Raw genomic sequence first — 14,563 nt, forward strand, 5'->3', positions numbered from 1 at the left:
TGCTTTCCTCGAAGGGATTATCGATGGCCAATGATTTCAAGACGGCAATCGGCGACCACCGCCCGCAAATAGGTCTATGGCAGGCCCTCACCTCCCCTTATGCCGCCGAGATATGTGCCGGGGCAGGCTTCGACTGGCTGCTGATCGACGGCGAGCACGCCCCCAATGATATCCCGCTGATCCTGGCGCAGCTGCAAGCCATCGCGCCCTACGAGGTGGAGCCGGTCGTTCGCCCGCCCATCGGGGACCCGGTCGGCATCAAGCAATTGCTCGACATTGGCGCCCGCAGCCTGTTGATCCCGATGGTTGAAAGTGCAGAGCAGGCCGGGGAGCTTGTCCGCGCGACGCGCTACCCTCCCGCCGGCATCCGCGGTGTGGGATCGGCAATCGGGCGGGCCAGTCGCTGGAATCGGAACCCCGCCTATCTTCACACCGCCCAGGATGACATCTGCCTTCTGCTTCAGGTGGAATCGCTCGCAGGATTGACCGCGATCGAACAGATCGCCGCTGTGAGCGGTGTCGATGGAATTTTTATCGGACCCTCCGATCTCGCGGCAGCTCTGGGACATCTTGGAAACCCCGGGCACGAGACCGTGCAAGCGGCCATCGAAGACGCCATCTTGCGGATCAAGAAGGCGGGGAAGGCTGCCGGAATTCTGATCGCAGACGAGGCGCTCGCCCGGCGCTACCTCGAACTTGGCGCCAGCTTTGTCGCGATTGGAACTGACGTCACAATTCTGGCGCGCGGCGCGGAGAGGCTCGCCGGGCGGTTCAGCAACTCCGCTGCTCCTCGTGATCCAGGGGCGAAGCTGGTTTACTAACAGCCGCCCCGCTCGGCCAATCGGCCGGGGGCCACCATCCGTGGAAAAAGGCAGCGTGCCGGTGTCTCCCGGCGGCTTCGCTCCCCTAGGTTCGCGCGCTGGAAATAGGATCTGTATCGGTGTAAGAGATACGGAACTGGTGTCCGTTTATAGGGCCACCTCGTGATATCGACCAGGGACAAGGCACGCGCGTGGAACCCGACGCTGAACAATCAGGCGACCGCGACGAGCGGAACCGGCCGATGCGCGCCGACGCTTCGCGAAATCTCGAATCATTGCTTCATGCTGCGATGAGCGTGTTCGCGGAAGCGGGCGTCGATGCCCCGATGCGGACGATTGCCGCGCGCGCAGGCGTGGGCGTCGGCACCCTCTATCGCCATTTCCCGCAGCGGTCCGACCTCATCAAGGCGGTTTTGCAGCGTGAAGTCGACGCGTTCGCAGATGCGGCTGGGGCGCTGCTTTCGACGCGGCCTCCTGGCGAGGCTCTGGCCGAGTGGATGCGCAACCTCGTCGATCTTGTTGCCACCAAGCGCGGCCTTGGCCCGGCCCTTCATTCAGGCGACCCCGCTTATCAGGGGCTCCCCGCCTATATTCTCGGAAGGCTCACCCCAGCTTTGCAAAGCATGCTCGATGCAGCGGTTGCCGCCGGGGCAATCCGCGCTGATGTCGACGCGCAGGAATTGCTGATGGCAGCAGTCAGCCTCGCTGCCCCGGCCGGCGGCGGAGACAAGGCGCAAGGCCGGCGGATGATCGACCTCCTCGTGGACGGCCTGCGGTTCGGCGCGACCGCCGCCTGACTCTTTCGGTACGGCCTTTTTTTTCTGCCCCTTGTCCAGAGACACGCCCCTATCCCGATGAGCGTGCGGATCGCCCGTGCAACCTGATCCGAAGCGGGGGTCCGGCCACCTCATCCAGGTCGATATCCGGCGTCGCCACCCCCATTTCACTGTTGCTTTCATGTCGCACATGCCGGCCCAATCGACGCCTTGCGCAAGGCCGAAGATACAAGAATTTCGCCTTGCGGGGCAAGTTTACGTTGCGGAATCGGTACCTTTTTATCCTTTGGAGTTGCGCGATATTCTGCCTGTTTACCTTGGTGAACAAGTGACTTGACGCTTTCGTCAACTCGGCGCACCTTTGAGGCATTACAGAGCTCGCCCAAGCGGGCCGTAATCCGGAGAGGCCGGCGTTTTTCCCCGACGCCGGTGGGAGAGGACGATGACCAGCTCAGCTGGCAGGTGGGATTTAGGCAAACACCGGGTCAAACGGACCCGGTGCGCTTTGCTGTGCCCGGTCACGCCCCTTCCCCTTACCACAAATTGACGTTGGGCGGTCTCGCACATCGCGGGGCTGAAAAAGGGAGGCAATAGATGAAGTTCAAGGCACTGATCGGAACCTCGGTCCTGGCGATGGCGGTCACGACACCGGCGTTTGCCCAGGATGCGAACAATGACACGCGCGATGCATTCGGCGGCGAGATCGTCGTGACCGCGCAGCGCCAGTCGGAACGTCTGCAGGACGTGCCGATCGCTGTCAGCGCCTTTTCGTCCGAAGCGCTGGAGGCGCAGCAGATCAAGACGCCGTCGGATCTCCAGCTGACGCTGCCGAACGTGACCTTCACCAAGACCAACTTCACCGGCGCGAGCTTTACCATCCGCGGCATCGGGGACCTTTGCGTCGGCACGACCTGCGACAGCGCGACCGCGATCCATCTCAATGGCGACCCGCTCTTTTCGACCCGCCTTTTTGAAACCGAATTCTTCGATCTTGAGCGCGTCGAAGTGCTGCGCGGCCCGCAGGGTACGCTGTTCGGCCGCAATGCGACCTCGGGCGTGGTCAACGTCATCACCGCCAAGCCGAAGCTCGGCACCTTCGAAGGATCTGCCGAAGCCGAATATGGCAATTATGACTCGATGAAGGGCAAGGCGATGATCAACATCCCGCTGGGTGACACCGCGGGTTTTCGCGTCGCCGGCATCTATCTCAATCGGGACGGCTATACGAAGAACACGTTCCTCAACACCCGGATCGATGACCGCGACCTCTATTCGGTGCGCGGCTCGCTGCGCTGGGAAGCGACCCCCGACACCACGATCGACCTGATGGCGTCCTATTTCCGCGAGAAGGACAAGCGTACCCGAATCCAGAAGCAGCTTTGCCAGCGCGATCCGACCGGTATTCTGGGCTGCCTCAACACGCGGCTCGACAATTCGCCCTTCAACGGCAACGCGACCTTCACTGCGGCGCTGACGTCACGCGAGTTCCTGGCAATCCGCGGCATCCCGACGATTTTCGCGCTCGGCAGCCTCTATGGTCCCGATGTCTATGCCAATACGACAATCCCGGCCGATTCGCGGGTCGTTAACACGGCCTATACGCCGAGCTATTTCACCAGCGAGCTCATCCTCCAGGGCCAGATCGAACATAATTTCGGCCCCGTCTCGCTGCAGGTCTCGGGCCAGTATCAGAAGGTGAAACTCGAAGCCCAACAGGACTATAACAGCAATGTCGGCGACCGGTCGCTCTATGCGAGCGGCCTCAACTTCCTGCAACTGGGTGCAAGCGGAGCGCTCGACGGCCTCATTCCGGGCATTTCCAACTATCTCGCGCCCGTGGCAGCATCGATCATCCCGAACGGGCCGACCGGACAGCTGTGCACCTCGCTCTCTGACGACCTCGGCTTCGGCAGCTTTGGCGGCAACAGCATCTGTTCGGATCAGTCGCTCCAGTTCGACCGGTCGAACCAGTATAATAGCAGCTGGTCGGCCGAGGCGATCCTGAGCAGCGACCTCGACGGGCCGTTCAACTTCCTCGTCGGCGGCATCTATGCCGACTATCATCTGACCGAAAACAGCTATTATGTGAACGCCTTCCCGATCGACTATCTGACGGGCATCCTCGGGGCGTTCAGCGCCTATGGGGCCGGGCTGCCGCCGTCCTATCTCGGCACGCCGTTCTTCCGCAACAACACCGACGATTTGAAAATCAAATCCTACGGTCTCTTCGGCGAAGCCTATTTCGAGGTGAACGACCGACTGAAACTGACCGCTGGCCTGCGCTACAACAATGACAAGAAGAGCGTGCTCGCGCGCTCGACGCTCGCGAGCTTCCTCGTGCCCTTCGGACAGACCGGCACCGCGTTCGACTCGCCCTTCGTCGGGTCATTCGACGCCGATCCCGGCACGCCCGGAAACCAGATCATCCAGGGCCGCACGGTTAAGTTCAACGAATGGACCGGCCGCGCGGTGGTCGACTTCAAGGTGACCGAGGACAATCTCCTCTATGCCTCCTACTCCCGCGGCTACAAATCAGGCGGTATCAACCCGCCCCTGCAACCCGTGTTCGCGGTGCCGGAGTCCTTCTCGCCCGAGCAGGTCGACGCTTTTGAAATCGGGTCGAAGAATGCCTTTGGCAATGGCGCGCTGCAGCTCAACCTCACCGCCTTCTATTACAAGTACAACGATCTGCAACTCAGCAAGATTGTCGCCCGCACGGCGGTCAACGACAATGTCGACGCCGACATCTACGGCTTCGAGGCCGAAGCCATGATCCGGCCCGATCCCGACTGGGTCGTCAACCTTGGCTTCAGCTATCTGCACACCAAAGTGTCGAGCGACAAGTTCACCAGCAACCCGCGTGACTTTGGCGGCGGCCGCAACGATGCGGTCATCATCAAGGACATCACCAACGCCGCCAACTGCGCCGTCGGCTCGCGAACCGGCAATGTCGCGGGAATCAATGCTTTCGTGAACACTGTTCAGAATGTGATCAACGCTGGCCTCGTACCTGGCGTTGCCGGCGGTGCCGGCCTGCAGGGCACGACGACCTTCCCCGCCGACGGCGGTATCGCGTCGACGGGCGCCTTTAGCATCTGCTCTGTCTTGGAAGCCGCAGCTGCGGGAGCTTTCGCTGCAGGCGGTCTCGATCCGGCAGCCTTTGGCGGCGTCGACTATTTCTCGGCCGGCGTTCCCGTCAACATCAAGGGCAACAAGTTGCCGCAGGCGCCGAACTACAAGTTCAGCGCTGGCATCCAGTATACCGCGCATCTGGGCGACATGACCCTCGTCCCGCGCTTCGACCTTGCCTACACCGGCGACAGCTATGGCAGCATCTTCAACGGCAATGTCAACCGGATCAAAGGCTATGCCCAGGTCAATGCCCAGCTGCAGCTGAACCAGGGCTATCGCATTTGACCGAGGATGGTTTTGGCGAAGGCGTTGGACCATCCGGAGCGTTTCCGTTTTCTCCTGATGGAGATATCGGGTCTGGCGGTTCGCAGGACATTGAGGGCGAGCTTGCGCAAGGTTGCGAGATTTTCGGGGGCATGGTCCTTTCGGCTGCGGGCGCGATCTTCATCGAATGTCATGTCGAGCACCCAGTGGAGACCATTTTCGATCGACCAGTGGGATCTGGCGGCGGCAAGATATTCTTCCGGGCTCAGCGTCCGGGATGAGAGATGATAATGGCGGGTCGTTGTGGTCTTTCCATTGCGGGTGACCGTGGCCTCGATCATGCCGAGACAGGCAAGAGCGGGCATGTCCACCGGTTCGGTGCAGGCGCGCTTGGGACCGTGCAGCCAGCCAAGGTCATGGCTGACAAAAGCCCGCCGCTCTTCGAGACGTCCATGATCGGCATCGCTTGTCTCAGTCGTGGCGAGACCGGCAAGGATATCCGGTGCAGCGAAGTAGCTGGCCACCGCCTCATGCAGGGCCGGTCTGTTCGCCTTGAGACGTAAGAGATAATCGCCGCCACGATCGAGGATCAGCTGCGCAGTCTCGGTCTGGCAGTGCAGGGCATCGGCGGTGACAAGCTGGCCTGTGAGGTCCAGGCATTCGAGGAGCGCTCTTGCGGCAAGGATTTCGCTGTCGCCTTCCCCCGGACGGAAGCTTTCCTGGCCGATGACGGTGCGTGTCGACGAGGCAAAGGCCGTCACCACCGCCAGCGGCGATCGGCCGGCTGCCGTGTCGAACGAGCGCCGCAGTGTCTTGCCGTCGATGGCGACAACACCGGCACCCGCTTCGCCAAGAGCGGTCAGAAACTGCTCGAAGCAGCGTGCAAAGGCTGCCGGATCCAGCAGCCGGAAAATCCGGGAGAAGGTGTCATGGCTGGGAACCCCATTCTCAAGGCGCAGAAACTCCCGGAACAGATCCTCGCGATCCACCGCGAAATCCGCAAAATCCGAACAACTCTCCGCCCCGCAAATCGACGCCGTCAGCGCCATCGTCAGCACTTCCAGCAGATCGTGACGGCGCGCGTTGCCCGTTCGCGGATCGCGAAGATCATCAAACGCCGCGGCAAACCAGGACATGGATATCCTCCTTACTATGAAGGACACCCAAAGAATCCATATCAACTCATCGCGCTACTATATTTTTCAAATGCGATTCCCCTGGCAGCTGAACGGGGCCGACGACAAATGGTTCGTCAAAGGGTTCATCCAGAACATCTTCGACGCGAACAGCGTGACCGGCCTTTACATCACCGACCAGTCGTCGGGCAATTACACCAATATCTTCACGCTCGAACCGCGGCGCTACGGTATCGCGGCGGGGGTCCGCTTCTGATCTGACGGAGTACACCCGCAAAGAAAGACCCCGGCCCCTCGAAGGAGGGACCGGGGTTTTTCTTTGCGCTGATGGCGGGCGGAGCGAAAAGGGCCGCCCCGCCCCTTCATCATCAGAATTTGAAACGGCCCGTCACACCATAGGTGCGCGGCTGGTTGGGGTAGCCCGAAACGCTGCCCGACTGGGCGACGGCCGGGAAGATCGTCGTCAGATAGCGCGCATTGGTAAGGTTGCGGCCCCAGACGCCGAGTTCGAGCCCATTGTTCAGCGCGAAGGTGAATGACGCGTTGAGCTGGTTCACCTCACGCTTGAACTGGTCGGAGAAACCGGCCGGGAAGCCCTGCAGGCCGTCGACCAGGCGCGTCGGGCTTTCGTAGAGATAGTCGACATGGAAGATGGCCCGGTTTCCGTTGCCGACCCGGGCGGTATAAGTCGCCCCCATCGCCGCCGACAGCTCGGGAATGCCCGATGGCTTGGTACCCGAAATGTCGCCGAAGGCCGAACCGGTGAAGCTGTCGTACTTGGGGTCGAGCCAGGTCACCGCGAGCGTCAGGTTGAGCCCGTCGACCGGACGCACCGACCCGTCGAACTCGACGCCCCAGGTCGACTGCTTGCCGGCATTGGCGAGCGCGAAGCCGGTCCCGGTGAAAATGTTCGACTGGAAGCCCTTGATCGACTGCTTGAACACCGCGAGGTTGACGGCCGCGACCGACCACTGACCCTTGAGCCCGAATTCATAGACTTCGGATTCTTCAGGGCCGGCAAAGCGCGTACCGGCGACGAGATTCGGCGTTCCGAGGCCGCCAGCAAGGATCGCGGGCAGGTCCGACGCCAGCGGGCGGCTGTCGCGCGACAGGTTCACCGAGCTCGCCTTGAAGCCGGTGGCGTAGGTCGCATAGACGTTGACCGTGTCGGTCAGCTCATAGGCCACGCGCGCGCTCCATGCGAAGTCGCTGTCGTTGGTCTTGCCACTCTCGACCGCATTCGGAAGGTTGAGGAACGGCGGCAGGAACTGGAAAGCCTTGAGCGGATTGAGGGGGTTCGCTGCCGGGTTGTTCTGGTTGGCGTCGGCGAAGGCCTGAACGGCCGTCGAGACGGCACCGAATGCGGCCGGGTTGGCACCAGCGAAGGCGCCGATTTCAGCCGCGGTTGCAGACCGTCCCAGGCCCAATATGTCGCCGACCTGCTGCGCAAGACCGCCCTGGAAGAGCAGCGTGTTGCGGAAGGGCGCGTAGGCAGCGGCGTCTAGGTTGATCCCCGAGAAGACGTCGGTGCTGGTGACGTCGGTTGCAAATCGTTTCTTGTCCTTCGTGTAGTTGCCCCCGAGCGTGAAGGTCAGGCGATCGGTGACTTCGAAGTCCACCGTACCGAAGATCGACCAGGCGGTGTTCTTCATACGGTAATATTGGTCCATGCCGTCGCCGGCGCGGAAGAAGGCCCCCGCATATTTGGCAGGATCGCCTTCGAGCGCGCCGAGCGTCCCTTCAAGAAGGGGTACGCTGAGGGCGCCGCCGCTTGCGGCCTGAATGAGCGCGTTGCCATACGGACGGAAGTCGTCGCCGAAATAGATCTGGCTGTGTTGGTCGATCTTCTCGTGGAAATAATAGCCGCCAAGAAGGAAGTTGACGGGGCCGTCGAAGTCCGACGCCAGGCGCAATTCCTGCGTGAAGGTGTTGATTGCGGTATCGTCCGACTTCTGGCCGATGAGGTCAGCGCTGGTGAAGTCGGAATCCTGGTTGGTGTCGGCGCGAACCTCGCGGTAGGCGGTGATCGATGTCAGCGCCATATTTCCAAGATCATAGTCGATCTGGGCCGATCCGCCGTAGTTCTTGATCAGGTTGGTCGACAGGAAATTGTTGTAGACGTCGTACGAGAAAGGGTTGTTCGCATCGACGCTGGGACCGCCCGCCAGCGCGTTGGTGATCGCAACCGTCGGGCCAGCGACGACGTTGCCGGCGATACAGCAATTCTCGTCGATCTTGTCGTAATCGCCGATCAGGCGGATCGAAAGCGCGTCGGTCGGCTCGAACAGAAGCTGGCCGCGAACGCCCCAGCGGTTGCGATCATTGACGTCGGTATCGAGGTGGAGGTCGCGGGCATAACCGTCGCGGCGGTTGTAATTGCCGCCGATCGAGAAAGCGATCGTATCGGTGATCGGGCCGGTGACATCGCCCTTGACGACGAACGCGTCATAATTTCCGTAGCTCGCTTCAAGCGAGCCGCCGAATTCGAACTGCGGTTTGCGCGTAATGATGCTGATCACGCCCGCAGAGGCATTCTTGCCGAACAGTGTCGATTGCGGACCGCGAAGCACCTCGACGCGCTCGACATTCGGAAGGTCGCCAATCTGGGCGGCGGATCGCGAACGGTAAACACCGTCGATAAAGACGCCGACCGAGGGCTCTATCCCCGGGTTATTGGCGCCGTTGCCGAAACCACGGATGATGAAATTGGTATTGGCGCTAGACTGAAGCTGACCGACGCGCAGGCTCGGGACCGAGCTTTGCAGATCGATAAGGTCGCGGATTTGCGAATTTTCAAGGTCAGCGGCCGATGTCACCGAAACGGCGACAGGCGTGTCCTGAAGCGTCTGCGAGCGCTTCGAGGCAGTTACGATGATGTCGTTGCCGTAATCGACGGTATCGACAGAATCGGCGCCCACGGCATCGTCGGCAGAAATGCTGTCCTGGGCGAAAGCGGGGGTGGTTGCGGCGCACAGCATGGTGGCGCCCAACAAGAGGTTGCGCAAAGTCATCAAATCTCTCCAGCCGGGGAAGTCCGGGCCCTATGGCCTCAGGAGGGGATGCTTCACCGGTGCGTGAGGGCTCTAATAGGCCGGCCCGCAACGTCAACGCGATGCGCGGAAGCGCAGCGATTTCGCCAAGCCTTTGTGGCTAAAAGGCAACAGTCTCCTCTACGAAAAAAGGAGCTTGCCCGCGCGCAAGCCTAAGGCCGGAAGCGGTCAGGCCGCGCGCCCAGGCGTTCCCCTAGTTCGTCCAGTAGACATAATCCTGGCCGTCTTTCCACGGCGCATTCATCGGTACGTCGATACGGATCGGCCCTTCGACAAGACCCGGCCAGATCGGCTTTGCCATATCCTTGTTCTGCGCCAAGATCATCGCGCGAAGCTGCGCGACGCGCTCAGGCTGCTGCGCTGCAAGGTCGTGGCGCTCGGTAGGGTCAGCTGCCAGATTGTAGAGGCGGACCGTTTCAGGCCGCTTCGTAACCTGGAGCTTCCAGTCCCCCGCGCGCACCGCACGGTAGTCGCCCGACCGCCAATAGAGAGCGTCGCGCGCCGCAGGCCCCGCGAGAATATTCTCACCATCCATCACCCGGTCGGTCGGCATCCTTGCCCCGGCTGCCGCTGCAATCGTCGCGAAAATGTCGATATGGCCCGTGAGGTCGGCGCGCGCTGTGCCCGGCGCGATACGCCCTGGCCAGCGCATGAATAGCGGAGTGCGGATGCCACCCTCGAAAAAAGTCGCCTTCCATCCGCGATAGGGCGCGTTGAGGTCGGGGATGCCATTGTACCACGCGCCGCCATTGTCGCTGGTGAAGATGACAAGCGTATTGTCGTCGATCCCGGCGCGCTGGAGTTCAGCCATCACGTCACCGATGCGGCGGTCGAGCTGCGCGATCATTGCGCCATAGACGCGTGTCTTCTCGTCCTTGATCTGCGGCAGCTTCGCATAATCCGCCTTCGTCGCCTGGAGCGGCGTGTGGGGCGCGTTGAAGGCGAGATAAAGGAAGAAAGGCCGGTTCCTGTTCGCGCGGATCGCCTTGATCGCCTCATCCGCGAAATAATCGGTCATGTGCCCCTTGGGGTGAAAGCGCTTGCTGCCGTTGAAGGTCACCGCGTGGCGCAGATTGGCCCAGATGAAGCGATCGATAGGATCCCACGGAAGCTTGGCGTTGACCGCGTCGGGGTCGTCGTCGGGCAGATATTTGGCGCCGCCGGCGAGCACCGCGAGGCTTTCGTCGAAACCCTGTGCCTGGGGCTGGAGGCGCGGCGCTTCTCCCAGATGCCATTTGCCGATGTGGATGGTGTGATAGCCCGCCGCCTTCACGGTCTCCGCGATCGTCACCTCGCCCGGCGGCACACCCATATCGGAATAGGCGGGAATGTCAGGGGTAATGAGTTCCTTGTGGAAGACCGGCCTGAGCGGCCCGATGCCGCTGCCGTGGGTCAGATTCTCGGCGAACTCGACCGGAACCGCCGTATATTCAAAGCCGAAGCGCGTCGGATAACGCCCCGTCATCATCGCTGCGCGCGACGGCGAACAGGTTGCATTAGCGGCATAAGCGGTGGTGAATTCCACCCCCTCGCGCGCAATGGCATCGATATTCGGGGTCTGGACCGCCCCGCCCGCGACACCCCCGCCGTGGAGGCTGATGTCATTCCAGCCGAGATCGTCCGCGACGATCAGAATGATGTTCGGAGGCTGGGTACCGTCAGCCGGCGTTCCCGGACCCTCCTGCCAGGCAATGGGCCGGTTCGGCTTTACCGGATCGCGCCAGTCGGCGATGAGGCCTGGCAGGCGGTATTTGTTCGCCTCAAACGCCTGATAGGCCCCTGCACCGAGCAGGACGGCAAGGCAGAGCACGATCCATCTCTTCTTCATCGGTCCCTCGCCCCACGCGATCCCTGTGCCCGAAACTTATGGCACTATGTGTGTCATTATATTAGAATGGGTGCAAGCGGCATCGGCATCGGGGTTGACGCGCTCCTCCAACTCGGGTCTGCGATTAAGGTGATGACGATCAGGGCGAAATCTGCGGCGGCGGCACCAAGACCACTCGACGGGCGGCGCGCGCGCAGCGCGACGAGCCGCCGCCGCATCGTCGCGGCAATGCTGACGCTGATCGAGGCGGGCGACCCAATGCCAAGTGCGGCGCGCGTTGCCGAAGAAGCGGGCGTTGGTCTTCGCACCGTCTTTCGCCACTTCGACGACATGGACTCGCTCTATAGCGAAATTTCGGCAACGATTGCCGAGCGGGTGATGCCGATCGTCACGGCGCCCTATGACGAAGCCGACTGGCGGGAGAACCTGCGCGACCTTACCCAGCGGCGCATCCGGGTGTTCGAGACCATGCTGCCGTTCCGTCTCGCAGCGAATATCAAGCGCTATCAATCGCCTTTTCTCATGGCGGAATATTCGCGCGTGGTGCGCCTCGAGCGCGATCTGGTGTTACGCTTGCTCCCCGACAGCGTTCAGACCGACCGCATCCGGGTCGAAGCGCTGATCGCGGCCCTGTCCTTCCAGACCTGGCGGGCGCTCCGCCGCGATCAGGCGCTGACGCGCGAGGATGCAGGATCGGTACTGACCCATATGGTCGCGGCGCTGATCGCCGCGATGCCTCGGTTTTAGCGCGCCGCGGCCTTGCGCCGCCGTCTCCAGATCCAGACGAGCGCGATTGCTGCTGTCACGATGCAAGCCATGACTGCTCCCGCCCGGATCGCACGCTTTTGGCCTTGCTGTTCCCAGGCATAGCGATTGATCTGTGCGTCGGCGGTGTAGCCGGCGGGCATGTCGAGCACGCCATTATTCTTCGCGAACGCCCGGTAGTCGGCCTGCATCGCCGCGAAGCGGTCCGGCATCGCGGCCGCAAGGTCGCGCGTCTCGCCAGGGTCGGTCCGGATATTGTAGAGCCGCCACTTGCCATCGCCGGTCGGCGGCAGATTGCGCACCAGCTTGTAATCGCCGCGAAATAGCGCCGCATTGCCCGACAGCTCATAGCCGAGCGGGGCATCGCCGTGGACGCTGCCATCCAGGCCTTCCAGCATCGGAACGAGGCTGCGTCCCGCAATGGGTTCGACCGCGCGCCCGTTCCACGTCCCATCGTGGAGCGGAACGCCAGCAAGCTCGGTAATGGTGGGCACAATGTCGGTGACATGCGCAAAGCCGTTGCTGATGACGCTCGCGCGCACCCTTCTGTTGCCCGGCCACGCGATGATCAGCGGCACGCGCAGACCGCCCTCGGCGGCACTGAACTTGTAGCCCGACAGCGGCGAGGCTGCTGCGCTCGCCCAGCCTGGGCCGATCGCGCTCAGACTATTGCGGCGGCCGATATTGGCGAAGGACGTATCATAGGCGAGGTTCAGGAAAATGCGGTTCCGCAACCGGTTATAGGGATCGGTCGGTTCGGGGCCATTGTCCGAAAGAAAGACAAAGATCGTATTTTCATAATGGCCCGCCGCCTTCAGATGGGCGACCAGCCGGCCAATCTCGCGGTCCATCGCACTCGCCATGCCGGCATAGGCCTGCATCACCCGCGCCGCTGCCTTGCGCTCATCCTTGCTGAGCTTCGTCCAGTCGGGGGTCGTTGCCATCGTCACCCTCGGTGCATTCGCCGGCACGATGCCGAGCTCAGCTGCGCGCCTCGCGCGGGCTTCGCGAAGCGCGGTCCAGCCGTCGTGATACATGGCTGCGTAGCGCCCAATGTCGCTGTCGGGCGCCTGCACAGGAATATGGTTGGCGAGGAAATTGACCGACGCCAGAAAGGGTTTGCCGCTCGCAGCGCCGCTGTCGATATAGTCGATCATCTTGTCGACGACGAAGCGCGAGGAATAATAATCCCTGGGCAGGGTCGCAGGCTTGCCATCCTCGGTCCAGCGCGCCGCGTCATACATGCCCTCGATCGGCCGCTGCTCGAAATTGTCGGCACCCGCATCGGCGAGGCTGAAAGCCCGGTCGTATCCGCGCGCGCCGGGCAGACGCGTCGCATCGCTGCCGAGATGCCATTTGCCGGTGAGATAGGTACGATATCCCGCGGCGCGCAGAATTTCGGCGATCGTCACCACGCGGTGGTTCATCACTGTGTCATAGCCGGGCTTTCCCACATGCTCGGGCGGGATCGTCTCGGGCATGTTGCCGAGCCCGCTCCGGTGGTTCATTACCCCTGTCTGCAGCATCGCGCGCGTCGGCGAGCAGGAGCCCGAGACGTGGAAATTCGAAAATCGCACGCCTGCGCGGGCGAGCGCGTCGATGTTGGGCGTCGCATAGCCTGCCCCGAACGAGCCGACGTCCGAAAAGCCCCAGTCGTCCGCGACGAGGAGGACGATGTTGGGATGACGCGCAGGCGTCGGAGTGGGGGCCGCGGCAAGCGGCGAGACAAGAAGCGAAATGCCCAATGCCAGTGCTGCCGCCCGCCGCGCGCCCCGCCGCCGGTTCACCCCCCATGCGAACGTCGACGGCATGACCCGATCTCCCCCACAATATATTGGCACAGGATATGTCAATATATTCTTAAGTCAATCGCGCCTTGGCAGGAAGGCCGCTTCCGTGCTTTGCGCCTGAGGATGGAAACGAAGGAGGCGACATGAGCGATTGGGACCGATGGATCGGGCGGAGTTTCGAGCAACAGGATCTGCTGACGCCGGCCGCGCTGGCCCGGTTCCGCGCGACAATCGATAGCGCCGAAACTGGCGAGACCGCGGCGCAGGCGATTCACTGGTGCCTTTGTCTGCCCGACGCCCCGACCGCCGTGCTCGGCGCTGACGGCCACCCGCTGCGCGTCGATACCGAGGACAGCTTCATGCCGCCGATCGCCCTGCCCCGCCGGATGTGGGCGGCAAGCGACATCCACTTCCTGGCACCGATCCGGGCAGGTGCATCGATCATCCGGCGCTCGACGATAGCGGCGATCCGGGAGAAGACGGGGAGCAGCGGCGAGCTCGTATTTGTCGAGGTCGACCATGACACGCTGGCTGACGGCGTGACCGCGGTCCGCGAGCGGCAGACAATCGTGTTTCGCGAGGCTGCCGCCGCCGGGGCGCCGCCGCCGCCTGCCCCCGTTCCCGCCAACGAGGCGCCAGATCTTTCGGATTGGACATGGCAGCGGACAATTATTCCAACGGAAGCAATGCTGTTTCGCTATTCAGCGCTCACCTTCAACAGCCACCGCATCCATTACGATCTGCCCTATGCGACGGAGGCGGAAGGCTATCGCGGCCTCGTCGTTCACGGCCCGCTGACCGCAACGCTGCTCCTCGATCTCGCGCAGCGCGAGCTTGGCGCGAACGCGCTCACCGCATTCACGATGCGCGCGCAGGCGCCAGCCTTTGCCGGCGAGCAGCTCCACCTGGTCGGCCGCCCGGCGGAGGGCGGGTGGGCGCTCGCCGCAATCGGCCCCGATGGGCGCACGATCATGGCAGCGACCGCGCGCTGACGCCTCGAG

Annotated in this window: 10 protein-coding genes; 6 read left to right on the plus strand and 4 right to left on the minus strand. The window is 62.6% G+C overall.

The window, feature by feature from the left end; genetic code table 11:
• Positions 1-23: 23 nt before the first annotated feature.
• The 3 genes from hpaI to LH20_RS14590 all read left to right on the plus strand — a co-directional run bounded on the left by hpaI (position 24) and on the right by LH20_RS14590 (position 5,014).
• The gene (hpaI, locus tag LH20_RS14580) at positions 24-821 is read left to right on the plus strand and encodes a 4-hydroxy-2-oxoheptanedioate aldolase (RefSeq protein ID WP_053554846.1); all 798 of its coding nucleotides are present in this window, start codon (positions 24-26) and stop codon (positions 819-821) included.
• Positions 822-1,012: 191 nt separating this feature from the next.
• A complete protein-coding gene (locus LH20_RS14585) occupies positions 1,013-1,618 on the plus strand; it encodes a TetR/AcrR family transcriptional regulator (RefSeq protein WP_235526990.1) in 606 nt (201 codons plus the stop codon).
• Positions 1,619-2,191: 573 nt separating this feature from the next.
• Positions 2,192-5,014: a TonB-dependent receptor gene (locus LH20_RS14590; RefSeq protein ID WP_053554848.1), complete on the plus strand. Its 2,823-nt coding sequence runs from the start codon at positions 2,192-2,194 to the stop codon at positions 5,012-5,014.
• Here the strand turns inward: LH20_RS14590 and LH20_RS14595 are convergent.
• Complete coding sequence (locus tag LH20_RS14595) at positions 5,002-6,129, minus strand: ISAs1 family transposase (protein WP_053553474.1); 1,128 nt, start codon at positions 6,127-6,129, stop codon at positions 5,002-5,004. The two genes, LH20_RS14590 and LH20_RS14595, sit on opposite strands and share 13 nt — an antisense overlap.
• Before the next feature lie 70 nt (positions 6,130-6,199).
• Between LH20_RS14595 and LH20_RS14600 the strand changes: the two genes are divergently transcribed.
• Positions 6,200-6,385, plus strand: coding sequence for a hypothetical protein (locus tag LH20_RS14600; protein ID WP_144423585.1), 186 nt, complete (start codon positions 6,200-6,202; stop codon positions 6,383-6,385).
• A 112-nt stretch (positions 6,386-6,497) separates the two neighbouring features.
• Here LH20_RS14600 and LH20_RS14605 read toward each other — a convergent pair whose 3' ends face one another.
• Complete coding sequence (locus LH20_RS14605) at positions 6,498-9,140, minus strand: TonB-dependent receptor (protein ID WP_053554850.1); 2,643 nt, start codon at positions 9,138-9,140, stop codon at positions 6,498-6,500.
• 232 nt (positions 9,141-9,372) lie between these two features.
• The gene (locus LH20_RS14610; protein WP_053554851.1) at positions 9,373-11,007 is read right to left on the minus strand and encodes a sulfatase-like hydrolase/transferase; all 1,635 of its coding nucleotides are present in this window, start codon (positions 11,005-11,007) and stop codon (positions 9,373-9,375) included.
• 66 nt (positions 11,008-11,073) lie between these two features.
• Between LH20_RS14610 and LH20_RS14615 the strand changes: the two genes are divergently transcribed.
• Positions 11,074-11,754 (plus strand): TetR/AcrR family transcriptional regulator, encoded by a 681-nt coding sequence (locus LH20_RS14615; protein ID WP_235526991.1) that lies wholly within the window; start codon positions 11,074-11,076, stop codon positions 11,752-11,754.
• On the opposite strand, the gene LH20_RS14620 is transcribed toward LH20_RS14615, so the two are convergent.
• Positions 11,751-13,583: an arylsulfatase gene (locus LH20_RS14620; RefSeq protein ID WP_053554852.1), complete on the minus strand. Its 1,833-nt coding sequence runs from the start codon at positions 13,581-13,583 to the stop codon at positions 11,751-11,753. The genes LH20_RS14615 and LH20_RS14620 overlap by 4 nt on opposite strands.
• Before the next feature lie 122 nt (positions 13,584-13,705).
• On the opposite strand from LH20_RS14620, the gene LH20_RS14625 reads away from it, so the two are divergent.
• The gene (locus LH20_RS14625) at positions 13,706-14,554 is read left to right on the plus strand and encodes an FAS1-like dehydratase domain-containing protein (protein WP_053554853.1); all 849 of its coding nucleotides are present in this window, start codon (positions 13,706-13,708) and stop codon (positions 14,552-14,554) included.
• Positions 14,555-14,563: the final 9 nt, after the last annotated feature.

This window comes from Sphingopyxis sp. 113P3, from assembly GCF_001278035.1.
In the GTDB taxonomy this organism is placed as follows: domain Bacteria; phylum Pseudomonadota; class Alphaproteobacteria; order Sphingomonadales; family Sphingomonadaceae; genus Sphingopyxis.